This window comes from Candidatus Kurthia intestinigallinarum (assembly GCF_003991225.1).
Taxonomy (GTDB): domain Bacteria; phylum Bacillota; class Bacilli; order Bacillales_A; family Planococcaceae; genus Kurthia; species Kurthia populi.
The window spans coordinates 1-24,850 of the sequence record NZ_JTFC01000027.1 but is presented as its reverse complement, the minus strand read 5'-3'; the positions used below and the strand labels follow the sequence as shown (position 1 = coordinate 24,850).

The following is a 24,850-nucleotide window of genomic DNA, read 5'->3' as shown; positions in this document are numbered from 1 at the left end:
AAAGATAAAAAGTGTGTAAAAATATACTTAAAGTAATTGATACTTTAATGCAACAAGTATTTATAACGTATACAAAAAAATCTAAATAACGTTCCTAAATAAAAATTTGGGAATATCAAAAAATCCACGAATCATTATTAAATCAATGATTCGTGGATTTTCTAGTTACTATTATGATTTATGAAAGTACTTAATAAATATGTTATCAGTAGTTACAGAATGAGAGCCATTTAAAAAATGCTAATATTTAATTTGATAGTAAAATCTAAAACCTGCCCAGCCAATCATATGAACTACTAATAATAGTCCTAAAACTTGTGCTACTGAAACTTGAACACCAAATACAAGTAAAAACCAAAATACATAGATGGCAACTAAAGTTACTTTCCACCCATTAGCTAACGCCTTTTTAGTGATTTCTTCATATCGTTCATCTAACCCTCTATTTTGAGCTGCTTTTTTTCGTCCATAAACCAATCCAAATAAACCACCAGTAATTCCTAATAGTATGCCTGACAATGCCATCAAATTCATTATTCGCCACGTCCTTCTTCGAAAATAAATACTTCTTCAATTGTTTTTCCAAATACTTTTGAAATACGAAATGCTAATTCTAAAGATGGGTTATACTTACCATTTTCAATCGAAATAACGGTTTGCCTTGAGACACCTATACTTTTTGAAAATTGCTCCTGCGTCCAACCAAATGCTGAACGCAATTCTTTAATGCAATGTTTCATAAATTCACCGCCTAATGTAAAGGTCACTTTACGTAAAGTGTACTTTACATTTCATCTTATGTCAATATTTACCTTTATATAATTATTTATAAGTCTCATATTAAAATAACGTTCCTAAATCCAAGTAAAGGAAATTCACAGCTTATTCATTGAAATTTCTACTTATTTACATTATATATTATAAAATGTAATATATTGTATTTTAGGTTTCGTATGTATAGAAGAGATAAATGGAGTGAATCTAGTGGAGATAATACTAAAAGAATTGCAAAGTAAAGGTGTACATTATATAAAAAATAGCGACACTATTATGCTCGAAATTTTAAATAATGCAAGAAATAACTTATTAGAGATAGATGGGCTTATTCAGGAACTTATAGTATGTAGTTCGCTTAATAAAATAAAGAAAATCAGGCTAGAATGTCCTTTAAATATATTAAATCAATTAAAAGAAACGAAATCTAAAATGTATATTACAGGAGAGAGAGTACTATTTACGAAGAATTTAGTTGGAGATAAATGTTTAATACCGCCATATTACGAAATTTGGCCATCTTTAGATCACAAATCTATTTCATTATTGTCTGAATTTATGGGGATAAGCTTAAAAGAGGCAAGAAGATTTTTAATTCAAATGAAGGAGGAACTTCCATCACAATCAGAAAAAATGTTCACCGTTTATAAGAAGAATAATGAACCAGTTGGTGTAGTACTTCCGCATATAGAGCCCCATACAAACAATGAAGGCCGTATTTTTTGGATTGGTGTTCATCCGCATTTTCAGCATAAAGGGATCGGAAAAGAATTACATTCCCTCGGTTTATATCGATTAAAAAAAGATTTTCATGCGGATACTTATTTGGGCATTACTCAAGTTGATAATTTTCCAATGAAAAAAATAATGCTTTCAAACGATTGTACTCAGTATAAGCATACATTAGTTTCTTTAGATTATATTAATAAATTATAATGATTTTATCGTTAGCAAAATTAATAATGTAAGGGTTTAAACATATGTCTGAATTTACAATTAAATTCAAATAATACTTCAACTCCTACTCTAAGAACTTGTTTTGTATTTGAGTATAGGATACTGGTACACTAAGATGTGAAAGTGAGGAGATTATTAGTGCAAGAATTTCCAGAAGAACATGAGCTATTAGTATTATTTGAATGTGAGCCAACTTTTTTAGATACACCATCCGACACAATGGTATTTTTTTATAATGAAGCAACCTATGAATTTTCAAATGGATTTGAAGATTTTATTTTAACGTTGCAGCCAGCTTGTGGTGATGTGAAAATTCAAGTAACGAATCATGATACAAAAAATTTGATTACATATCTAGAGTTAAAGAATATAGCTCGTTTTGAAATTATCAATGATAAAAAAGATGTATCTAGTATTATGCTGACAATTGAAGATGATGAACGCCTACAAACGTTTGAAATTGATTTTAAGCCGAAGTTTAAACTTATTACTAAAATAGTATAACGATATACAAGTAACGTTCCTAAATCAAAGTTAGGGAATATCAAAAAAGCCACGAATCATTGTTAAATCATTGCCGCATTGCAGCGTGTTATAATGTATTTTTGAAACTTTTCTAACTGAATTAATGTAATACAGTAATTATTTGATGTAAGGAAGTGATTATTATTTTAATGAGTTTTCTTTTATTCGGTGTAGGTGTTGTATTAACTATAGTTGGTGTGATTTTATTCATACTAATGTTTGTACATAGAGAAGTGGAATTTTGGACGACGATTAGTGCACTTGGCGCCTTTCTAATTGGGGTTGCCCTTTTGTAGGTCACCATTCCTGATTTAAAATCAATTATAACGAAAGACTTTGATGTTGTTAAAGGCAAGTGTACGGTAGAAGTAGTATCATCTGGTAGTTCATTGACTGATACAACGTTTAATATGATCGATACAGATGAAGAGTTTTTTACCGATGGAGTTCCTGCTCTTGATGCTTATGGCGAAGCAATTCCTTATTACTGTGAAATTACAGTAACCCCTAAGTATGGGACAGTAATAGATTATAAATTTTATGATTTAAAGACAGGGAAACGTATGAATTAACATATGAGTTAGCAGTATGATTTTCAGGAATCGCTATACATTCCTATTATTAAGTCATATTTCCTTTTAAATCCTACTGCACTTCTTTTATTTTTCTATCACTAGATTTTCCTTGTTAATTCCGTCTTTCTCCCCAGTCTGGTTATCAAAAATATCCATGTTCATATAGAAGTCCCTCACTTTATTCCCTTCATATTGTAAATCATTTCATATGTGAAGTTCCTATCACTGTGCTTCGGTGTAAACAAATAGAAGAAACGCTAATTAGTATGGAATGATTATTCTAACAACGTTCAAAAACCATTGATTTTTAATGATGGGTAGTTCAAAATGATAAAGGATATATTTTAATTAATGTTCTCTCTTAAGGTGTTTTCATCTATCGGTTTAAGAGATAGTTTTACGTGTAGAAAGTGAGCGGAAATAAATGAAGAAAATTGGATTTGATTCAGACAAATATTTACAAGAACAATCTGCCTATATCTTAGAGCGTGTAGAGCAGTACGATAAACTTTACTTGGAATTTGGTGGGAAACTAATCGGGGATAAACATGCTAAGCGTGTCTTACCTGGATTTGATGAAGATGCCAAAATTAAATTATTAGATACACTAAAAGATAACGCTGAAATCATTATTTGTGTGTACGCTGGCGACATCGAACGCAATAAAGTCCGTGAAGATTACGGGATTACGTATGACCAAGATGTCCTACGTTTAATCGATGAATACAGATCACGTGGGATTTCTGTCAATAGTGTCTTGGTGACTCGTTACCAAGGACAGCCAACAGCTAAAGTATTTATGACAAAGCTTGAAAGAAGCGGTATTAACGTCTACACACATACTGCAATCGAAGGCTATCCTACAAATGTGGACGCGGTTATGGGCGAGGATGGTTTTGCGAAAAATCCTTATATTAAAACAACAAAATCAATTGTTGTCGTGACAGCACCAGGGCCATCTAGCGGTAAGCTTGCAACATGTCTTAACCAAATGTACCACGAGAATAAACTAGGCAATAAAGTCGGCTATGCGAAGTTTGAAACATTCCCTGTTTGGAACTTACCATTAAAACACCCAGTAAACATTGCGTATGAAGCAGCTACAATCGATTTGAAAGACGTCAACATGATTGATAATTATCACTATGAAGCGTACGGAAAAGTAGCAGTCAATTACAATCGTGATATGGAAACATTCCCTGTTATCAAACGTATTATTGAAAAAATCACAGGTAAAGAGTCTGTGTATCTTTCACCTACTGATATGGGTGTTAACCGCTTGAAATCAGGTATCACAGATGATGCGATTGTTCAAGAAGCGGCCAAACAAGAAATCATTCGTCGTAGTTTCCGCGTCGAAAACGACTATAAAAAAGGACTTGCTGACGAAGATAGTATGCGTCGCATGCAAGTGATTTTAGAAGAGAGCAACTTAAAGAAAGAAGACCGTGCACCTGTATTGCCAGCGCGTAAGTATGCGAAAACAATTGAAGAGAGCACAGACAGCACGAATTCGCCAGCTGTCATTGCAATTGAACTGACAAATGGTGAGATGATTACGGGTAGAACGACAAATCTGATGGATGCTTCAGCAGCTGCGATTTTAAATGGCTTAAAGAAATTAGCGAATATTGCCGATGAAATCGATTTGTTATCACCGATGATTTTGCAAACAATTCAACGCTTAAAAACGGATGACTTAAATAGCCGTATCCCAACATTAAGTGCCAACGAAGTATTGATTGCATTAGCAATTAGTGCGGTGACGAACCCTACTTCTGAGTTGGCTCATAAGCAATTACCAAATTTAAAAGATACACAAGCGCACTCTACTGTTATCTTGAATACAGAAAACGAACAAACGATTAAGAAACTTGGAATCGATCTTACAAATGATCCAGTTTATCCAACTGAAAACTTGTATTATAACTAATTTTCTTATAAAGAATAAAACAAAAACCGCTCCGTATTGGGGCGGTTTTTTGATTTCATAGAAACTGAATGTAAGTGATGGATAGGTGTTTTAGACTGTAAGCGTCAAAACTAAATCAGAAAGGTTTCCTAGTTACTGATTTAGGTGTGTTATTCAATAGTAGAGACATATTGTAGAATAAGGATTTTAATAAATTGAGTTTTATGTTAAATTTTACATTATATTGTGCGTTGATTATTTTACTAGTTGAAGACGGGGATACAAGCATCGTCACGAAATTTCTTGAAGAGAGTGAGACTTGTGAAATCGTCCCCGCAGTAAGGTATTAATCGTAAAAGATTAGTTTCGTTGATTGTGAACAACAAATTACTTTAGGGATAAATATCTAATAGGTTTTGAAAGGGGAATTTCATGCAAAATATTTTAGATAGAATTTTAACAACTCTACGTTCTGAGCGCTTAAAAAAGTATTGGGACGATTTTTATCTTGTACCGTTCGCAATTTTTGATGAAAAAGATGTCCTATTATTTAATCATCCTAAATGTAATGGTGAGACTTATATAAAATTAGCTAAAACAAAACAATTTCAAGCTTGCACCTGTATTCTTTTTGAAGAAGTGCCAACAGCTATTGTAGATACGACACTCTATCAATCGTTCGAAGAAATTTATTCTTTACTTGTCCATGAATCATTTCATGTATTTCAACATTTATCTGGGGAAAGTCGTTATCCAGATGAAATAGTGGGATTCAACTACCCGATTGACTTTAAAAATATTGAATTACGCATTATAGAAAGAGAAAGACTTTTTGAAGCTTTTGTATCAACTAATTTAAAAGAAAAACAACAAAAAATAAACGAGTTTATCACACTAAGAGATAAGAGAACAGTGCTATTCCCTGATTATGTAGGCTATGAAAATGCGATTGAAACTATTGAAGGGCCTGCTTTTTATGTTGAATATAAGGCTCTAAACGATGTTAGTTCTAATCAAGAGAATGCTATTAACAAATATGTCGAGCAATTACTAGATAGCAATCTATCGCATATAAACATTCGAAGTAGCTGCTATAACTCGGGTTTGTTTATTTGTCTATTATTAGATGACATTTCAAAGGTATGGAAAGTAGAGTTTATGCAATCAAATGTAAGCTTGTATTCATTTTTCAAAAATAACTGCCCAGCGTACACACCTGTTGAAATAACAATTCCTAATAACTCAGAAGAAGTTTTCCAAATAATAAATAACGCTGAAACAACTAAATCCATAGCCTTTAAAAAATTTAACGAATCGGAAGGTATAAAATTAATCATTTCAGGTGCTATAAAATTAATTGGCTTTGATCCAATGAATATTATCCAACTTAATAAACAAGCATTACACCATAACTTTTTAAATGTAAGAATAAGAGATAAAGATTATTTTATTAAGCAATCTGTTTGCACTACGTTTGGAAATGATTTTAGAGATGTTCAATTAATAGAGTTATTTTTGAATCAACCATCTATAAAGATGGATAATCGAATTATTATTGAAAACATTGGAGAAATTGAAGGCACTATTATTCTCGAAGAATCCAATATTATTCATATAGTTGTTTAATCTTTTTGTAATGCAATTCTAGTTTGGGCACATTCAAAGGATACAATTAAAGAAATATAAGCTTTTACGAAGATAATAATTAAAAAATAGAGTGTGGGTATATTTTTGAAAGAATAAAGTGTGCTACGTCAGCGCGCGAAATTCTACTTGCTTTTTCGGGCACAAATGCTTTTGATTCTCTGTATGTTCCTGTGAAGATATCGTTCGTTAAACTCATCGGTCTAGCAATCGTAAAGTTTAATCCATGTGCTTCAATATAGTCAACCGCATGGCGATGATCTGTCAGCGCATTTTTAAGTAATTTCATGACGATTTTTCCGCTAATGCCAGGAATCTCTTTATTAATTCCTGCAGAAGCTGTGTAGACAATACGTTTAACATGATGTGCCTGCATGCCATCTACAATATTTTTCGTCATCTCTTCAAGTTCCGTTGATTTTTTCATGCCCTGACTTGAGCCTAAGCATGACACGACAGCATCATGCCCTGCAATGGCGGCAGCGACTTCTTCCTTATTGAAGGCATCGCCCTAGATAATTTCTAACGCCTCATCTACCCATGCAATCTTTGAGGGTGTGCGTACAAAGGCAGGCACCTTGATGCCTTTTTCTAATGCTTGCTTTACAACCTGTTGGCCCACGCCACCAGTTGCGCCAAATACGATAATTTTCATAACATGTCTGCTTTTTTCTATCTTTGTGTAGAAGCTTACTATCAAAGAAAAACCGTTCAATCGCAACAAAATGAATTGGAATCTACGTTAAATAGAATATGTAGTATAGTTTATCATTTTGGCTTTTCTAGTTAGTAATACAATTCATGAAAGTGTAGGAAGGGTAATTACAAAGTTCGGCTGATTTGGTTTTTTAAAATTTCCGTCTTTCTAAGAAGGGATGAAGTAGCTATTCTTCCTCTTCAAAATCGGTTATTTCCGCATTGACATATTCCTCAAAAAAATCTTCGAATGAGTCCGCTATTACTTCTGTAATTGGAGGGTGCGCATTGTTTTCTGCTTCAGCATCCCAGATGACGACGACTTTAGGAACTGCTTCAGATAAATCAAGGCAATATAATTCACCATTGCCGAAGTTATAAATAATTAAGAGATTTTCACTCAAATTTATTTCTTTTCGACTAGCTAATGTCTGTGTTAAAGCATTCGTATCGTCCTCGTTCTGCTTCAAAATCTCCTTGTGAGGTATACCAAATATTTCGAGGGAACCGAAAGAGAGAAAGCCAAAGTCTAAAAGAAACTGTTTGTAGCTTCCTTTGATTTCAAATCCGATTGTTTTTTCAAAGGCGGCTATTAATTCTGGTGTTACACCATCAAAAAAGGCTAACTCAAGCGTATCAGCATACTCAAAAATTTGTTTTTTCGTTAATTCATATTTTTGCATTTTCTGCACCTCGTATATAATAGTATTATCTCTCTTTTTGAATATTTTACCAAGAACAAACGCTCGTAGCCAAGTAGTATCTTAATTATGTATTCATCTACTAATATGGTGGTAGATGTGTTTTAAGACGAATTCATCAAAAGAAACATTTTCTACGAGATTTTTTGTATAGAAAGGGAATGGACATAGAAGGGAGGCGTAAAGATGCTTGTGATTATTTATAGTATGTGTAGCTATTTGCTGGGAACGTGTATGACGGCAGCACTTGTTGGAAAAGTGTACGGCGTTTCATTAGCAAATGAGCATAGTGGAAATTTAGGTGCGCGTAATGCGGGACGGACGCTTGGGAAGATGGCCTTTGTGTGGACAGCAGCGGGCGATGTGTTAAAGGGCGTCATCATTGTGATGGCAGCGCATGTACTTGGGTTTCCAGATTATATAGCGGCACTGGGCCTTATATGTGGCTTATTAGGCCATTTATATCCATTTTGGCTCCGCTTCCACGGAGGAAAAGGGGTCGCGACATTATTAGGAGGACTTGTCGTGCTAGAGCCGCTGTTATTGATCGGCGTCCTCGTTATGATTGGCATCGGCTATTTACTGACACGTAGTTTAACACTTGGATTTGTCATTAGTGTGCTTGCTCTAATCGCTGGAATTCTCATTTTTTATCCAGCATACAGTGTGCTCCTCCTCGCATTAGCCGCAGTCCTCCTTAAGCATCGCACAAATATTCAAGAAAGGTGGCGTTAATGATGTATTTTTGTAAAATAGCAACGACAGCAGCAGAGTTTGATGAAATTGCGGCTCTAAATTATGAAACATTTGTAGAAGAAATTCCTCAGCATGAAACGAATACAGAGCGCCGTCTTGTGGACCGTTTTCATAATGAAAATACGTATGTAGTCGTTTATAAAGAGCAGCAATTAATTGGCATGCTAGCATTTCGAGATAAGCGTCCATTTTCGGTAGACGGCAAGGTGGGAGGACCAGTTGAAGCGTTACTTGCGGCATATGATACGTCACATTTATGTGAAATTCGTTTATTAGCTATTCGAAAAGCTTACCGTAACGGTCGTGTGTTTCAAAAATTGGCACAAGCCATTTATACATATGTTTATGATAGAGGCTATTCGGCGGCGGTTATTTCAGGTGTGACAAGAGAAGAAAAATTGTATCGTCGCATTGGCTTTGAAGCATTTTCAGAAGCCACTGGTACAGCGGATGCGGCCTTTATTCCGATGATTTTAACGCGTGCAAATTGCCTGCAAATGCAGCAACAAATTCGTCTTGAGCCAATGAATTTCTATCCGGGGCCTGTTGCACAAACGCAACTAACGCATAGTGCGCTGTCACATCGTTCGCTCGCCTTTGAAGAACTGTATGCAAAGATGCAAAAAAAGCTCTGCACCTTAACAAATGCACGCCATGTTAGCACGCTCGTTGGTAGTGGAACACTAGCAAATGATGTCATGCTCGGACAATTAAAAGCAGTCGTTGGGGCACAACGCGGGCTGATTTTGGCGAATGGAGAATTTGGCGAACGTCTACAAAAGCAAGCCATGCATTGGGGATTAAATTTTGATAGCCATCAAGTTGCCTGGGGAGCGAAATTTGATGCGCAGGTCATCCGCGAATTGATTGTAGAAAATGCCTATTCTTGGCTTGTATTCGTACAAGGTGAAACGTCAACAGGTGTCTGGAATGGCGATTTGATTGAAGCACTAGCAGATATCGATATTCACATTTGCATCGATGGCATTAGTAGCATTGGCGCAACACCTGTGGATATATCCCGTTACTTATTAGCAACAGCGGTGAGCGGCAAAGCAATTGGTGCGCTAAGTGGCTTAGCCTTTGTTTTTTCAAATGAACACTTTACTAAAAATGATGCACCTCTGTATAGTAATTTAGTACATTATCAGCAGCAGAAGCTACCGTTTACATTACCAGCGTATTTAGTAGCAAATGTTGTGGAGGCACTTGCACATTATCCGGCACGATTTGATGTGCTGAATACCCGTTTTAAAACGCTCGAGCAATCTGCCTTTGCACGCTATAAATTAAGTGATGCACAGGGATATCCAATGATTGTGAGTTATCAGCTACCAACAGAGTTTTTGGAAATTGCGCGATTAAATGGCCTACTACTACATGATGAAAGCGGCTATTTAAAAAAGCAGGGCTTGGCACAAATTTCAATTATTGGTCCGCAATTTGATGAAGCATTTAAATGTTTACAGCGCGTTTTTGAGTGGTATCAGCAAGTGAAATAAGGAAGAGAAGCAGGGCTCCTGTAGGGCAATGCTTCTTTTTTTATGCCAAAAAATTTCTTTTTTCATAATATTTTTATGTAAAAATAACGTGATGTAGAAAAAAGAAAACAATTTGTAGAAAATATTGACAATTCTAAAAACACGTAATAAGATACTAATATAAACAAGTAATTACCGTATATGCGTAAAAGGAGGATATTCAATGAATTTACCTACAGTGCAATTTACTGCAGAGCAAGAGCAATTTAGACAGGAAGTGCGTGCGTTTTTACAACAACATATCGAGGCTGGGACGTTCCAAACGAAATGTGATTCTTGGTTAAGCGGGAGTGAGCCGAGCTTTTCAAAAATAGTGGGCGACGAAAATTTAATCGGCTTAACATGGCCGAAAGAATATGGCGGTCAGGCACGTAGCTCAATCGATCGTTATATTTTAACGGAAGAATTTTTAGCAGCTGGTGCACCGGTTGCGGCACACTGGATTGCCGATCGACAAACAGGCCCGCTTTTACTGCGTTTTGGTACAGAGGAGCAAAAGCAATATTTCCTACCAAAAATTGTGGCGGGTGAATGCTACTTCGCCATTGGTCTGAGTGAGCCAAACAGTGGGTCTGACTTGGCATCCGTCCGTACGCGAGCTGAAAAGGTAGACGGCGGGTGGCTTGTCAATGGTGCGAAAACATGGACAAGTAATGCGCATGATGCGCATTATATGATTACACTTGTGCGTACAGGTGCCTATAACCCAGAGAAAAAGCATGAAAATTTAAGCCAATTAATTATCGATTTACATGCGCCAGGTGTGACAATTACACCGATTAGCTATTTAACAGGGGAGCATCATTTCAATGACGTGTTCTTTGATAATGTCTTTGTGCCAGATGACCGCGTCGTTGGTACGTTAGGAAATGGCTGGAAGCAGGGTCTAGCAGAACTTGCCTTTGAACGCAGTGGTCCAGAGCGTATTTTAAGTACATTCCCGCTATTAAATGAAGCAATTGAAGAGCTGAAGCGCCAAGGAGATGAGCGTGGCTTAGCGGAAGCGGTGAAATTAGTCGCAGAAGTGTGGAGCCTACGTAATTTATCGATTGGTGTTGCAAAAGTGTTAGAGGAGGAAGGCGAAGTAAGTATTCCGGCAGCGCTTGTGAAAAGTGTCGGCACGAAATTCGAGCAGAAGGTGCCTGAAATTGTGCGCTTATTATTAGATGTTTATCCACGACTAGATGCGGAGGATAAAATCAATCGTTTACTTGCACAGTCAATCTTGCATTCACCAGGGTTTACAATTCGTGGTGGTACGTCAGAAATCTTATACGGCATTATTGCGAAAGGGGTTATTGCACAATGAGCGAAATGAAAGAGATGCTACTAGAAGTTGTTGAAAAGATGCTAAAGGATAAAGTGGAAAAAGAGGATGTCGATGTATTAGAGCAAGGTCAGTGGGGCGAGGATTTATGGCGTCTACTAGAAGAAAACGGCATGATCAATATCGCTGTGCCTGAGGACCAGGACGGTGCAGGTGGCGATAAAGAGGATTTATTTGCGGTGTATCAACTAATCGGTAAATACGCAGCACCCATCCCATTTGTGGAGCATACATTAGCGAATGTTTTATTAAATGAAGTCGGTGAAGTGGCACAGCAAACACTGACAACGCTTCATATAGCATCAAATGTTGAGGCGACATTACCATTTGTTCCATGGGCGCGTCATGCAGAGCAGGTTGTTGTTGTGACGCCTGAAAAACTTATTGTGTACCCACTTGCGGATGCTCGTGTAAAAGAAACGACAAATATTGCCTCAGAGCCACGTGATACGGTGGAAGTGACGGCTGCACCGGCTATCGAGGTCACTTTAGATAATGCGACATATAAACAATTAATGAAGCTTATTACAGCTGCAACACTGATTAAAACATCGGGAGCGATTGACAAGGCCTTTGACTTAACGGTTCGCTTTAGTAAGGAGCGCGAACAGTTTGGTCGTCCAATTCATCGCTTCCAATTAGTGCAGCAGCATCTTGCGTTAATGGCAGGGGAACAGGCGATTATGAATGTTGCAGCAGAAAATATTTTAGCGACACTTGAAGCGCTTGAAACGAATGATATTGGCTACGCACGTCTACGTCTAGAGGATGCAAACCGCGTGATTGCAGCTTCTGCGCATCAAGTACATGCCGCAATTGGCGTAACGGATGAGCATAGTTTAAATCAATACACACGTCGCATTTGGTCATGGCGTGATGAGCTCGTAAAAGCGGATTACTGGAAAAAGGAGCTTGTTCAAGAAGTATTAGCGAGCACAACGGATATTTGGACAGCATTAACAGCGTCAAAGCAAACACAAAACGTCTAGGAGGGATTTAAATGGCAGATTTATTATTTGAAATTGAAAATCGTATCGCGACGATTACATTGAATCGTCCAGATAGCTTAAATGCATTTAGCGAGGAAATGGTTATGAAATGGATTCAGGCGCTAGAAGAGGTGCGTGATAATGATGAAATTCGCGTGGTCATTTTAAAAGGGAACGGCAAAGCGTTTTGTGCGGGCGGCGACATTAAAGCGATGACAGCTGGCAAGGGCTTCTTTGAAAGTAGTGAGGACATCTCATCGACAGCGCTTGCACGTAAAAACTCACTTTGGAAGCGTATCCAGCGCATTCCACTTCTATTAGAAGAAATTGATAAGCCAGTCATCGCGCAGATGCATGGCTATGCGATGGGAGCAGGGCTTGATATGGCGCTTATGTGCGATATTCGAATTGCGGCAGATACAGCAAAGTTCTCAGAGAGCTATATTAAAGTCGGCATCGTACCGGGTGATGGTGGCGCGTATTTCCTACCGCGTATTGTCGGTGTGGATAAGGCGCTTGATATGCTATGGACGGCGCGTGTACTTGATACAACAGAGGCGAAGGAAATGGGGCTTGTCACATATGTGGTGCCTGAGGATGAGCTTACGTCCTTTACGCAAAGCTATGCAGAAAAAATCGCGAACAGCCCAGCAGAGGTCGTGCGTATGGTAAAACGTGCTGTGTACCAATCACAAACGATGTCACTGCGCTCGTCTCTTGATTATATTTCATCACAGATGGGCATTGTGACGGAGCTTGCAGATTATAAAGAAGGTGTACAAGCCGTATTAGAGAAACGAAAACCGAATTTTAAGTAATAGAAAGGGGTGAAGGCGAATGAGGCCGTTAGAAAATATTCGTGTATTAGATTTGTCGCGTGTGTATGCAGCGCCAGCAGGAACGATGATGTTAGGGGATTTAGGCGCGGAGGTGATTCGTGTCGAGCAACCTGGAGGCTCGGATAGTACGCGTGGCTGGGGACCATATGCAGGGGGACAAAGCACCTATTATTTATGTGCAAATCGTAATAAAAAATCGATTCTTCTCGATTTAAAGGACGAGGCAGATCGTGAAGAATTTTTAGAGCTTGTGCGCGAATCTGATATTGTTGTCGATAACTTCAAAACGGGTGATTTAAAACGGATGGGGCTAGACTACGCGCAACTAAAGGCCGTTAATCCACAAATCATTCATTGTTCGGTGACGGGTTTTGGTCAAACGGGACCACTCGCATTTGAACCAGGCTTTGACCCAGTGATTCAGGCAATGAGCGGCTTGATGGATGTTACAGGGGAGCCGGATGGTGTGGCGACAAAGGTTGGTGTACCAACAGCGGATATTTTAACGTCTCATTTTGTGGTGATTGGTATTTTAGCAGCTCTTCGTCAGCGTGACTTCACAGGAGAGGGGCAATATATCGACTTATCACTCCTTGATGTACAGGTGAGTAGCCTAGCGAATGTATCGAGTGCATATTTAAATGCAGATTTCGTGTCGAAGCGATTAGGTAATCGTCATAATAATGTTGCGCCGTATCAGGTGTTTGACTGTGCGGACGGCCCACTGATGTTCTGTGTTGGCACCGAGGGTCAGTATAAGAAGTTCTGTCAGGCGATTGGGCGCCCAGAATGGCTTACAGATGAACGATTTTCGGATAACGCGAAGCGGAAAGCAAATGAAGATGAACTCGTTCGTTTACTGACGCCAATTATTGCGGCGAAAACACGCGATGAATGGATTGCAATTTTACAGGAGCATAAAATTCCGGGTGGACGCGTAAATTCGATTACAGAAGCGCTTGAGCAACCACAAGTCGTGGCGCGTGATTTAATCGGTGAAATCGAGCATCCAGCATATGGGCCTGTGCGTTTTGTGAAAAATCCGCTTCAACATTCGTCACTTGGCATTGAGTATGAGCTTGCACCACCGGTATTAGGTGAGCATAGTCATTTATATGTGAAACAGCCAAAAGGATAGTCGCTACGGCCGAATTTTGGTACGATACTTGGTAGGAGGGAATGGCATGAATCAAGAGAAATTAGAGAAGAACTATTTAATGAATACCGTTCAAAAAACAGCTAAAATTTTACGTTCCTTCACGCGTGAAGAGCCGAAGTTGTCGCTGACGGATCTTCATAAGAAAACCGGTATCGGCGTTTCAAGCTTACAGCGTTTTGTAGCAACACTTGTATATGAAGGCTTCCTTATTCGTGATGAGCGCACGAAGCTATACCGCCTTGGTTTGTCGCTATTTTATTTAGGCAAGCTAGTTGAGCAGGAATCAAGTCTTCTATCACTCGCGAAGCCCGCGCTGAAGCAATTAAATGACAAGTATAATGAAAGTGTGTCGATGAGTATTTTAGACGGCAATGAGCGCCGTTGTATCGTCAATTTTGATAGCACGCATTTATTAACAGCGCGCAATCATGTTGGCGATACTTCTCCTCTCTATGCAGGGGCATCGGCAAAATCGCTATTAGCTTTTTTACCAGATGAGGAAATCACTGACTACTTAGATGAAGTGAAATTTGAAATGATTACAGAAAACACCGTAGTGGACCGTGCGCAGCTACTTGCGGAATTAGCTGATATTCGTGCCAAAGGCTATGCGGTGTCACGAAAAGAGCGTATTTTTGGTGCATGCTCGGTTAGTGCCCCGATTCAGACCGATTCAAGCACGCGTCCCGTCGCATCTATTTCCGTGATCATTCCAGAAGTGCGCTTTGACGACGTTGATTTAGAGCAGCTAACATCAGACGTGATGGCAGCTAAACGAGAAATCGAGCGTTTGGTGCATTAATAGAAAAAAGCAGGAAGCCCGAATATAGGACTTCCTGCTTTTTGTATTAAAACGAAATAACACCAAAGATTAACGCGAAGACAATCATAAATAATGACGAGCCAATCGCCCATTTTAAAGCGAAGCGTTGGTTTTGACCGTAGTCAATATCAAGCATACCAACTAATAAGTACCCAGCTGCATAAAGCGGGCTTAAAATATGAACTGGTTGCCCAATAATACTTGCGCGGGCCATTTCTGCGGCAGGAACACCGTAATGCGCTGCAGATTCAGCTAAGATAGGTAGCACACCGTAGTAGTACGGGTCATTCGCCATGAAGTACGTAAATGGCATACTTAGGAATGAGGCAATCAGTGCGAAATGTGTGCCCATTGATTCGGGAATGATTTGCACTAATGAGTTGGCCATGGCATCTACCATGCCTGTACCGCCAAGAACGCCTGTGAAAATACCGGATGCGAAGACAAGTGAAACGGTTGCTAATACGTTACCGCCATGGTCTTTTACAAGTTGCTGCTGTGTTGGGATATGCGGATAGTTAATGACCATCGCTATCGCAAAGGCTAGCATGAATAGTACAGCAGAAGGTAGCCAGCCAAGAATCAACGCAACTAATAATAAAATTGTTAATAAGGCATTGACGATGACTAATTTCGGGCGACGTAATGCTTTTTCTTTCTCACTAATATCAACATGTTGTGCTGTGATTTCTCCAATGTCAATAATACCGCCTAGTCGTTTACGTTCCTTAAAGCCGAAGTAGATCGCTACTAAAATCGCAAAGACAATCCCCATGGCCATCACGGGAATAATCGGTGTAAAGACTTCCTCTGTTGTTAAATGTAATGCTGAAATCGCACGTGCTGTTGGTCCACCCCAAGGCGTCATATTCATAACACCAATTGAAAGAATCGCAAGTAATGCTAGAATGTATAAGTTCATGCCAACACGTTTATAAAGCGGCATCATTGCCGTAACTGTAATAATGAAGGTGGTTGTACCATCGCCATCTAATGCCACCATTGAGGCAAGTATTACGGTACCAATCGTAATTTTTAATGGGTCACCCTTTGCGACTTTTACGATACGGTCAACTACCGGGTCGAATAATCCAGCGTCAATCATGACACTGAAGTAAAGAATCGCGAATACGAGCATAATCCCCGTTGGTGCGACCTGTGAAATTCCTTCTAACATATTCTCCCCTAGATTTGCGTAAAATCCCCCGATTAGCGCAAATACAGTTGGGATAATAATCAGCGCCATTAATGCACTCATTTTTTTCGTCATAATGAGCGCCATAAAGACGATCATCATAATAAATCCTAAGATTGCTAAATTCATATGTGTTGCCCCCTTATTTAAATGTGAACGTATTGTGAAATATCTTTCCAGTAGTGTATGCGCTTTCAATTAATAAATAAATAGAAAATTATAAAAATATTACTAAATACTTAATTTTTATTCTATTTTTAGTTAAATAAAACTAATAAATACATATTTCGAAATGTTTTTCTTATTGAATAAAGCGTATAAGTGTAAAAAAACCGATAAAAATGAATAAATTAATAAACATAATAAAAATCATAAAGTTCATGATTTTACCCTAAAGACCTACTTTTTAGAGGAACTTTTCTAGCGTTTAATTTATATAAATATAATGAATTCGACTATGCTATCATGAAGGTATCTTATCTATAAGGGGTTTTTAATGATGACTTGGCAACAGCAATTATTACAATATCAACCAAAAAATGAACAGGAAACACGCGATTTAGCAGCATTTCGCTATGCCTTTGACCATTTCGATGATGTACTAACACGTGAAAATCCGATTGCACATATGACCGTATCGGCATTTGTCGTTAATAAAGCGCGTACACATGTGCTAATGGCGTATCACAATATTTATGACTCATGGGCTTGGACTGGGGGTCATGCGGACGGCGAAAGCGATTTTTTAGCCGTTGCACTTCGTGAAGTGAAGGAAGAAACAGGGGTGGATGCTGTTGCAGTGAGTGAAGAGCCGATTTCGATTGAACAGCTAACGGTGCTTGGGCATGTGAAGAAGGGCAAGTATGTGTCCGAGCATCTTCATATGAATGTGACCTATTTAGTCGAAGCGGATGATCGCGCGCATCTTGTCGTCTGTGAAGGGGAAAACAGTGATGTAGCGTGGATTCCACTAGATGAAATTGCGGTTTATTGTAAGGAAGCGCATATGATCCCGATTTATCAAAAGATTATTGATGCGCTATAGTACCTTAGTAGATTCAAAATAATCAATTACACATAGCAAAATGACGTTATTAGAAGACCTGTCTTTATAGGGAAGATTCTGGTAACGTCTTTTGTTGTATAAATAAGTATTTATACTTATTTTTTTGTAAAATAATTTGTTAATAATAGAGTCTTGTAATATAATTGGATTCAAAGTGGGATCTAGAAAAAGAAAAAACCTGCAGATATATATCTGCAGGTGGAGGCCTATGATGACCAACTTTTACGCTTTAAGCTTATTTTAACTTACCAATGTAATGTTACATAGTAGTAACAAAATCATTGTATAACATAATGTAAAAAAAGTAAATAAAAGGTTTTGGAGGGAACATATGAAATATTCAATCGGATTAGATATTGGAACAACAAGTGTGGGCTGGGCATGTGTTAATGAAAATAATGAGCTATTACAATATTTAAATAAATGTGCTTTCGGTGTTCGTGAATTTGAAGCAGCTCAGACAGCAGAAACTACAAGACAAAAGCGCCAAATGAGACGTCGATATAATCGTAGAAAAAAACGCATTCAACTATTGCAGGAGTTATTTATAGATTATGTACCTAAAAACTTTTTTGTGGAAAAAACGAATCAACATTTTTGGAGAAATGAAAATCAGTTTGAAAATCGCGCATTATCACAAGTATTGAAACAATTACGTATAAATTCAAAAGAAATTCCAACAATCTATCATTTAAGAAAATCATTAATAGAAGGACCAAAGCAAGATATTCGTCTGATTTACTTAGCTATACATAACTTAACGAAATATAGAGGGCATTTTTTAAATACAGGACGTTGGACACAAAAAAATCAAGGATTTGATTTTAAAGTAGAATGCAGTGAAGTAGCTACAAGTTATGCTGAAATGAATGGATTGGAATTACCACATTTAGATTTTGATAAGATACAAACAATTTTTGAAGATACTGAAACCGTACGTAAAGATAAGCAGAAAAAGTTAGAAGAATTGTCTTCAAAGAGCTTTACACCGCTTTGGCAATTCTTGTTAGGCTTAAGTGTAAATGCAGAAAAATTGTTCATTGAATCGGAAAATCGTGCACACTATAAAGTTATTAACTTAAAGCTTGTTTTGGGAAGTGAAGAATTAGATGAAGCACGTGAAAATCTAAGTGAATTAGAAAATCAGTTTGTTGATGAGGTATACGTATTGTATCAACAAATTCTATTAAAGGACCTATTACAAGGGCACGAATGTGTCGCTTTTTCTAAGGTAGCTAGTTATGAAAAATATCAAGAAGATTTAAAATGGTTCAAGAAAATGATAAATGAGGCAAATGATGAAAAGCTTTACCGTCGCTTTTTTATTACGTCTAAATCAGCTCTGACAGCATATAAAAAAACTCCTGATAAACAGAATAAAGAAAAGTTATGTTTATTGGATCAATATAATTTTAGTATCAAGGATAAAGATACGGTATTAACTGCTATGACAAAGTTGCTAGAAAAATCAGCTATTAAGCATCATACGACTTTAATTGAGAACATAAGAGAAGGTATATTTTTAGCACGTCAAAAGGGCACACATAACGCAGCGATTCCAAACCAAAATAGTATTTATGAAATCGAAAAAATTCTAACAAATCAACAACAATATTATGATTTTATAACAGAGGAATTTATTGAAAAGGTTGTCGAAATTGTTTCTTTCCGTATTCCTTATTATATTGGGCCACTAGCAAAAAACAATCAAAGTAAATTTGCATGGTTAGAGCGAGCAAAGGAAAACGAACATATTACGCCAGCAACATTTCATGATTTAGTCAATGAGTCAGCTACAGCAGAACAGTTTATTAAGCGCATGACGAATAAATGTACGTATTTACAAAGTGAAGATGTACTGCCGAAACAATCCTTACTCTATCAATATTTTGAAGTGTTAAATGAATTAAATGCTATTCAAATACGTCCTAAGGATGCAGTGAGTCATTCTAAATATCGACTACCAGTAGAAGCGAAAAAATGTGTCATAGAATTTGGCTTTAAAGAATATAAGACAATGACACATAAACGATTAATTCAATTATTAAAAGAACATCAATTTGATTATTTACTAGGGGAAGAATACGAGGTCTTTGGTACACAACAAGAAGGACGATTTACGAGCAGTTTGAAGTCGTATATTGATTTTAAAGGCTTATTTGAAAATAGTTCAGTTCCTTTTGATGAAATAATGATTGAACGATTAATTGAATGGTTAACGATTTTTAATGAAAAGAATATTATAAAAAAGAAAATAAAAGAAAACTATCCTAAGTTTCCAACTGTAATGATTGAGCGAGTATTGAAAAAGAATTTTGTTGGGTGGGGGAGCTTAAGTAAAGAATTATTAGATGGATTAATTCTAAATGATGGTAAAACAGTTATTGAAAAAATGTTCGATTCAACATTAACTTTTAGAGAAGTGCTAGGAGTGAAAAATTCTAATCTAGAAGAGTTGATTAAACAAAAAAACCATTCAAAACGCCAAACAAAAAAGATTGCGTATAGTGATGTACAAGAACTAGCAGGATCTCCAGCGTTGAAAAGAGGAATTTGGCAAGCTGTTAAGGTTGTAGAGGAGCTTACAGCAATTTTTGGGGAACCAACGCATATTATGTTAGAAGTAGCGCGTGAAGAAGGTACAAAAAAGCGGACTCAAAGCAGATTAATGAAATTTAAAACAGTGGTAGATGGTTTAGGTAAGGATGAGCAAGTATTGAAAAAAGAGTTGCAGCCGTACTTAAAGCAACCAGAAGCAAAATTTAAAGACAATCGATTTTATTTATATTTACTACAGCAAGGAAAATGTGCATATAGTGGAAAATCATTAAATATTCATCAATTATTAAACTATGAAATCGATCATATTTATCCTCGAAGTTTTGTCAAAGATGATAGTTTAGATAACTTAGTATTGGTAGAAAAATCTTATAACCAACAAAAAGGCGGCTTCAAAATGCCTTTGGAATGTATGAGTGCTTCTGAAGGTGCTCGTATGAGAGGTATTTGGAAAAGCTGGTTTGATAAAGGCTTTATGAATCAAAATAAATTCACTCGTTTATGTAAACCCACATTTTCTGAGTTAGATAGAGAACAATTTATTGCAAGACAATTGGTTGAAACAAGGCAAATTATTAAAAATGTAGGTGTTTTATTAGAAGAAAGATTTAGCGATACGACCGTTCACTTAGTTAAAGCACCGATTATTTCAAAGTTTAGAAAAACACTCGAAATTCCTAAATTACGAGATTTTAATAATAAGCATCATGCAATTGATGCCTTGTTGAATGCTTTATTAATTAATCATGCAATTAATCATTACGGCGAAAATATTTTTGCCTTTTCATTTAAAGATAAGGAGCGTTCAAAAAAATTAGCTCAAGTAGCACAAAAAAGAAATGGCTTCTTTTTATTTAATAGCTTTTTGTCGGAGCAAATTAATAGTGCAATTTCAAAAACAAAATTATCATCGAGAGAATTTGTAGAAGAAGTCTATTATAAAGTGCCTTGGCAAACGACGAAAAAAATCGGCAATAGTGATGAGATGTTTTTTGATGAAACATTATATTCACCAAAAACAAAACAACCTAAGTATGAATCTTCTAAAGCGAGTAAAGGTGTATATGATTCTGTTAAAAATGCGTCAACAGCTGTAATAAAATTTACTGAGAAAAATAAAAAGAAAGAAGTTGAAAAAATAGAGTTAGTCAACTTAACTGTGCTGGAAGAAAAACAATGGAGTCACCTACAAGATGATGAAAAAGCGATGAAGCTGATTTGTCGACAATATCCTAATAAAAAAATTATTAGTGCTAGTTGGGTTACAAATTTATTTAAATACCAAAAATTCATATGGCAGGGACAGCTGTTTTATTTAGCGGCAGTGAAGGAGCTACATTTGGCAAAGCAATTTGTCTTGCCTAACACATTATTAGATGCTTATTTAAAAGCTGATGATCAAACGTCTATTGAAGAACTACAAAAAATTTATTTGATGATTGCAGAAGAAATGTTTACACAATATCCGATTTTTGCAGAAGGACAAATGCCTAATAAGGTAATCACATTTGCTGAGGCTATTGAAAATTTAGAGCAGTTTAAAAAAGAAATGCTAGAGATTTTTAAAACGACGGCGAATAATGCTACACGTTCAGATAAATTAGGTAGTAGATTAACTAGAACAGTTCCAGCTACAGATATTAAACTCGTATATGAATCGATTACGGGATTGAAAGTGCGAAAGCCAAAAGCATTGCGTTAATTGGAGTGATTTGATGGGATGGAGAACCGTTATTTTAACGAAGGAATCAAAATTAAGCTTACGGATGAATCATTTAGTCGTTGCGAGTGATGAAACAAAAACAATTTTTTTAGAAGAGATTAACAGTTTGATTATTGAGAACCCGTCAATTTGTATTACGGGCCACGTTATGAACGCTTTAGTAGAGGCAAAAATTCATGTTATTTTATGTGATAAATCACATTTACCTATGACAAATATTCAAAGTATTTACGGTCATCATAGACAATCCAAGCATATTGGCCAGCAAATAAATTGGATAGAAGCAAGAAAAGAATTATTATGGAAAATTCTTATAGAACAGAAATTAACGAATCAAGCCAATTTACTAGAACATTTTCAGTTAGATGGCTACGAACAAATGAAAGAACTAATTCATAATGTGGAATTAGGTGATGCAACTAATCGAGAAGGATACGGAGCGAAAATTTATTTTCATAAGATGTACGGGAATCATTTTATTAGAGGTTATGATGATGCAATAAATGCAGGATTAAATTATGGATACGCATTATTGCATTCATTATTTGCAAGATTAATAGTTAGCAAAGGCTATTTAACGGAAATCGGTATTTTTCATAAAAATGAATACAACCAGTACAATTTAGCAAGTGATTTAATGGAGATTTTCCGTCCAATTGTAGATGGGATTATTTATAGTTCAGATGAGGAGCTTTTTACAAAAAATAGTCGTAGAAATTTGATTCATTTATTTGAATACAAAATTGAAATTCGAGGAAAGCAATATTATTTAACACAGGCAGCACAGATATTTGTAGACAGTTGTATGGAATATTTAAATACAGGGAATAAGGGGCATCTGCAGTTGCCTAAACTGGATTATAAAGCTTATAAATGGGGTGTTTAAATGCCGAAGGAGGGCTTTAGAATTATGCGCTTATTAGTCTTCTTTGATTTACCTGTAGATACTTCAAATGATCGGAAAAATTATCGTAAATTCCGTAAGTTTCTAATCGAAAATGGCTATATGATGGTACAGTATTCAATTTATGCAAAAATTATTTTAAATCATTCTGTTTTAGCCTATCAGAAGAAAAAACTAATGGATCAAGTTCCTAGAAAAGGCACCGTTGATTTATTGCTTATTACGGAAAAGCAATATGCTGGAATGGAAAGAGTTACTAGTATGAAGAAAGAAGCTGCGCAAATAGCTTCTGTTGAAAGGATTATTGAGTTGTGAGAATTGTGTCATCTTTTTTTACACCAATTTATTTTGAAGAAGCTTCTGTTCAAAATTTTATTTTTCAAGATGCGAACCAACTAGATAGCTTTCGAATGCTTTTACATCATTATGAACAAAATAATGACATGATAGATGGTGATTTTGTTCGTATTGATGATGGTTCTGATACCGTTGGCGCAAAAGATTATCATATTCTTCAATTACAGGGCGGTAATTTAAAACTATTGGATGAAAAGCAGTGGCAACAAAAAGTTTTTCAAAAAATTGTTGATCAAATTGAAATTGACTTTATTCCAATGTATGAGAAAATCAAAGAAATAATCGAATTAAACTTGGATGGATTAATGGTTGATATAGCTGATTTTCAACTTCAAATAAATTATGAAGAATTTCAAATGTCCCAGCTACAAAAATATATAAAGTGGGATGTGAAAAAATTTGATGAACCTTTAACTATTTTGTCGCGCTTAGAATTTATTTTTCATATTTTTACATCTTTAACAAATGGCAAGCCAGCTATTATTCTTTATCATTTTCCGGAAAATGATATTGATGTTCAAGAAATGGCAATATGGGTACAGTTATTAAGAGAAATAAAATGTACCGTTATTTGTATCACCAAAAGTAAAGAATGGTTAATGAATTTTGATTTACACCAAGTTCATTTTATTAAGAAATCACGAGAACGATTTAATTTAGCAGCATTAGAGACTGAATTAAAGTTATTGAAAAAGCCTGAAAGATATTATTCATTGTCTAAGGAACAATTAGCCGTTTCTTTAGCGTTTGAAGAGTTAATTATACAAAATCCATTACTTTCAAGAGAGTTAATCAAGTTTATTAAGAGCAGTCAGTTTTAATATTTTAAAGATATTTAGATAGTAGTAAAACTATGTTGTTGTTCATTTTTTCCCAGTGTGTTTTAGACCAATGTAATCTTAGATAGTAGTAAAACCACGGTCGATGCGGACTTCCGTGGAAATGTGTTTTAGACCAATGTAATCTTAGATAGTAGTAAAACTGCTTGAACTTGCTAAATCACATTATCGCCGTTTTAGACCAATGTAATCTTAGATAGTAGTAAAACCTCTTCATCGCTTAATCGGCGCTGCGAGCTGTTTTAGACCAATGTAATCTTAGATAGTAGTAAAACGCGATAACGAACATACTAACTTACGGACTGGTTTTAGACCAATGTAATCTTAGATAGTAGTAAAACGCAAAATCCGCATATTCTACGCCATATCGGTTTTAGACCAATGTAATCTTAGATAGTAGTAAAACGGCTAAAACGATTGTAATGGGTAACTTTAAGTTTTAGACCAATGTAATCTTAGATAGTAGTAAAACCAAATCCTCGATTGGGCTTGCGTGCTTAAAGTTTTAGACCAATGTAATCTTAGATAGTAGTAAAACATGTTGTTCATTTTTTTCAGTGTGTAGGAATTTTAGACCAATGTAATCACCATGATATTTACGAAAGAAGTTGTTAACTAGTAAGCCCGTAATCAAATCACGCATATAATCTTGTAGGCATCTCCGATACGATAAATGTATCAATCAATGGAGGTGCTTTTATTATGTCTACGAACAAACCAATTATCGTCCCCGTTCATTTAGATTCTCTCCCATTGGAACTCCCTCCGGGATCCTCACCTCAACGAAAAAATCGAGCCAACCTGTGTGATTAAAACAGCAGCAGTTGAAATCTCTTTCTTCAATGGCGTAGATGCACACCTTGTCCAAACCGTATTGAAAGGATTGGTGTTGAAATGAAAACAGATTTCACAAAGGTAAAAAATATTTATATTGTCTGTGGCAGAACGGATATGCGGAAAGGAATTGATGGCCTGGCGGCCTTAGTTCA

22 protein-coding genes, 1 pseudogene and 1 CRISPR repeat array are annotated in these 24,850 nt (G+C 36.4%); of the genes and pseudogenes, 18 read left to right on the top strand and 5 right to left on the bottom strand.

Features of this window, described 5'->3' with window-relative positions:
- Positions 1-240: 240 nt before the first annotated feature.
- Positions 241-534 carry a DUF3796 domain-containing protein gene (locus QI30_RS07595; RefSeq protein WP_126990339.1) on the bottom strand — a complete coding sequence of 98 codons (294 nt, stop codon included), beginning with the start codon at positions 532-534 and terminating at the stop codon, positions 241-243.
- Positions 534-740, bottom strand: coding sequence for a helix-turn-helix transcriptional regulator (locus tag QI30_RS07590; protein ID WP_126990338.1), 207 nt, complete (start codon positions 738-740; stop codon positions 534-536). The genes QI30_RS07595 and QI30_RS07590 overlap by 1 nt, the downstream gene beginning before the upstream one ends.
- A gap of 244 nt (positions 741-984) precedes the next feature.
- Here QI30_RS07590 and QI30_RS07585 point away from each other — a divergent pair, with 244 nt between their 5' ends.
- The 6 genes from QI30_RS07585 (at position 985) to QI30_RS07565 (ending at position 6,369) form a co-directional block, all read left to right on the top strand.
- Positions 985-1,710, top strand: coding sequence for a GNAT family N-acetyltransferase (locus QI30_RS07585; protein WP_126990337.1), 726 nt, complete (start codon positions 985-987; stop codon positions 1,708-1,710).
- Between the two features lie 159 nt (positions 1,711-1,869).
- Positions 1,870-2,235 (top strand): hypothetical protein, encoded by a 366-nt coding sequence (locus tag QI30_RS07580; protein WP_126990336.1) that lies wholly within the window; start codon positions 1,870-1,872, stop codon positions 2,233-2,235.
- Between the two features lie 170 nt (positions 2,236-2,405).
- Positions 2,406-2,552 carry a hypothetical protein gene (locus QI30_RS20380; protein ID WP_158620987.1) on the top strand — a complete coding sequence of 49 codons (147 nt, stop codon included), beginning with the start codon at positions 2,406-2,408 and terminating at the stop codon, positions 2,550-2,552.
- 93 nt (positions 2,553-2,645) lie between these two features.
- On the top strand, positions 2,646-2,828 hold the full coding sequence (locus QI30_RS07575; RefSeq protein WP_126990335.1) for a hypothetical protein: 183 nt from the start codon (positions 2,646-2,648) through the stop codon (positions 2,826-2,828).
- A gap of 427 nt (positions 2,829-3,255) precedes the next feature.
- Entirely contained in the window at positions 3,256-4,764 is a 1,509-nt protein-coding gene (locus QI30_RS07570) for a DUF1846 domain-containing protein (RefSeq protein WP_126990334.1), read from the top strand.
- A 411-nt stretch (positions 4,765-5,175) separates the two neighbouring features.
- Positions 5,176-6,369 (top strand): hypothetical protein, encoded by a 1,194-nt coding sequence (locus QI30_RS07565; protein WP_126990333.1) that lies wholly within the window; start codon positions 5,176-5,178, stop codon positions 6,367-6,369.
- A gap of 79 nt (positions 6,370-6,448) precedes the next feature.
- Here the strand turns inward: QI30_RS07565 and QI30_RS07560 are convergent.
- A pseudogene (locus tag QI30_RS07560) lies at positions 6,449-7,042 on the bottom strand (NAD(P)-dependent oxidoreductase).
- A 229-nt stretch (positions 7,043-7,271) separates the two neighbouring features.
- Positions 7,272-7,766 (bottom strand): SMI1/KNR4 family protein, encoded by a 495-nt coding sequence (locus tag QI30_RS07555; RefSeq protein ID WP_126990332.1) that lies wholly within the window; start codon positions 7,764-7,766, stop codon positions 7,272-7,274.
- A 204-nt stretch (positions 7,767-7,970) separates the two neighbouring features.
- Between QI30_RS07555 and QI30_RS07550 the strand changes: the two genes are divergently transcribed.
- The 7 genes from QI30_RS07550 to QI30_RS07520 all read left to right on the top strand — a co-directional run bounded on the left by QI30_RS07550 (position 7,971) and on the right by QI30_RS07520 (position 15,197).
- Entirely contained in the window at positions 7,971-8,519 is a 549-nt protein-coding gene (locus tag QI30_RS07550; protein ID WP_126990331.1) for a glycerol-3-phosphate acyltransferase, read from the top strand.
- The gene (locus QI30_RS07545) at positions 8,519-10,042 is read left to right on the top strand and encodes a GNAT family N-acetyltransferase (RefSeq protein WP_233600546.1); all 1,524 of its coding nucleotides are present in this window, start codon (positions 8,519-8,521) and stop codon (positions 10,040-10,042) included. Before QI30_RS07550 ends, QI30_RS07545 begins: the two co-directional genes overlap by 1 nt.
- A gap of 202 nt (positions 10,043-10,244) precedes the next feature.
- Positions 10,245-11,390, top strand: a complete 1,146-nt coding sequence (locus tag QI30_RS07540) for an acyl-CoA dehydrogenase family protein (RefSeq protein ID WP_126990329.1) — start codon at positions 10,245-10,247, stop codon at positions 11,388-11,390.
- Positions 11,387-12,397, top strand: coding sequence for an acyl-CoA dehydrogenase family protein (locus QI30_RS07535; protein WP_126990328.1), 1,011 nt, complete (start codon positions 11,387-11,389; stop codon positions 12,395-12,397). Before QI30_RS07540 ends, QI30_RS07535 begins: the two co-directional genes overlap by 4 nt.
- 11 nt (positions 12,398-12,408) lie before the next feature.
- Entirely contained in the window at positions 12,409-13,215 is an 807-nt protein-coding gene (locus QI30_RS07530) for an enoyl-CoA hydratase/isomerase family protein (RefSeq protein WP_126990327.1), read from the top strand.
- 19 nt (positions 13,216-13,234) lie between these two features.
- A complete protein-coding gene (locus tag QI30_RS07525; RefSeq protein ID WP_126990326.1) occupies positions 13,235-14,374 on the top strand; it encodes a CaiB/BaiF CoA transferase family protein in 1,140 nt (379 codons plus the stop codon).
- Between the two features lie 46 nt (positions 14,375-14,420).
- A complete protein-coding gene (locus QI30_RS07520) occupies positions 14,421-15,197 on the top strand; it encodes an IclR family transcriptional regulator (RefSeq protein WP_126990325.1) in 777 nt (258 codons plus the stop codon).
- A gap of 46 nt (positions 15,198-15,243) precedes the next feature.
- Here the strand turns inward: QI30_RS07520 and QI30_RS07515 are convergent, their stop codons facing one another.
- Complete coding sequence (locus tag QI30_RS07515; RefSeq protein WP_126990324.1) at positions 15,244-16,542, bottom strand: CitMHS family transporter; 1,299 nt, start codon at positions 16,540-16,542, stop codon at positions 15,244-15,246.
- Between the two features lie 367 nt (positions 16,543-16,909).
- On the opposite strand from QI30_RS07515, the gene QI30_RS07510 reads away from it, so the two are divergent.
- The 5 genes from QI30_RS07510 to QI30_RS07490 all read left to right on the top strand — a co-directional run bounded on the left by QI30_RS07510 (position 16,910) and on the right by QI30_RS07490 (position 23,843).
- The gene (locus tag QI30_RS07510) at positions 16,910-17,458 is read left to right on the top strand and encodes an NUDIX hydrolase (protein WP_233600545.1); all 549 of its coding nucleotides are present in this window, start codon (positions 16,910-16,912) and stop codon (positions 17,456-17,458) included.
- A 352-nt stretch (positions 17,459-17,810) separates the two neighbouring features.
- Positions 17,811-21,740 (top strand): type II CRISPR RNA-guided endonuclease Cas9, encoded by a 3,930-nt coding sequence (gene cas9 / locus QI30_RS07505; protein ID WP_126990323.1) that lies wholly within the window; start codon positions 17,811-17,813, stop codon positions 21,738-21,740.
- Positions 21,741-21,753: 13 nt separating this feature from the next.
- Positions 21,754-22,647, top strand: a complete 894-nt coding sequence (gene cas1, locus QI30_RS07500) for a type II CRISPR-associated endonuclease Cas1 (protein ID WP_126990322.1) — start codon at positions 21,754-21,756, stop codon at positions 22,645-22,647.
- A gap of 24 nt (positions 22,648-22,671) precedes the next feature.
- Complete coding sequence (gene cas2, locus QI30_RS07495; protein WP_126990321.1) at positions 22,672-22,980, top strand: CRISPR-associated endonuclease Cas2; 309 nt, start codon at positions 22,672-22,674, stop codon at positions 22,978-22,980.
- Positions 22,977-23,843 (top strand): hypothetical protein, encoded by an 867-nt coding sequence (locus tag QI30_RS07490; protein ID WP_126990320.1) that lies wholly within the window; start codon positions 22,977-22,979, stop codon positions 23,841-23,843. The genes cas2 and QI30_RS07490 overlap by 4 nt, the downstream gene beginning before the upstream one ends.
- Before the next feature lie 59 nt (positions 23,844-23,902).
- Positions 23,903-24,399: direct repeats of the CRISPR family, unit length 36 nt; unit sequence GTTTTAGACCAATGTAATCTTAGATAGTAGTAAAAC.
- Positions 24,400-24,850 lie beyond the last annotated feature (451 nt).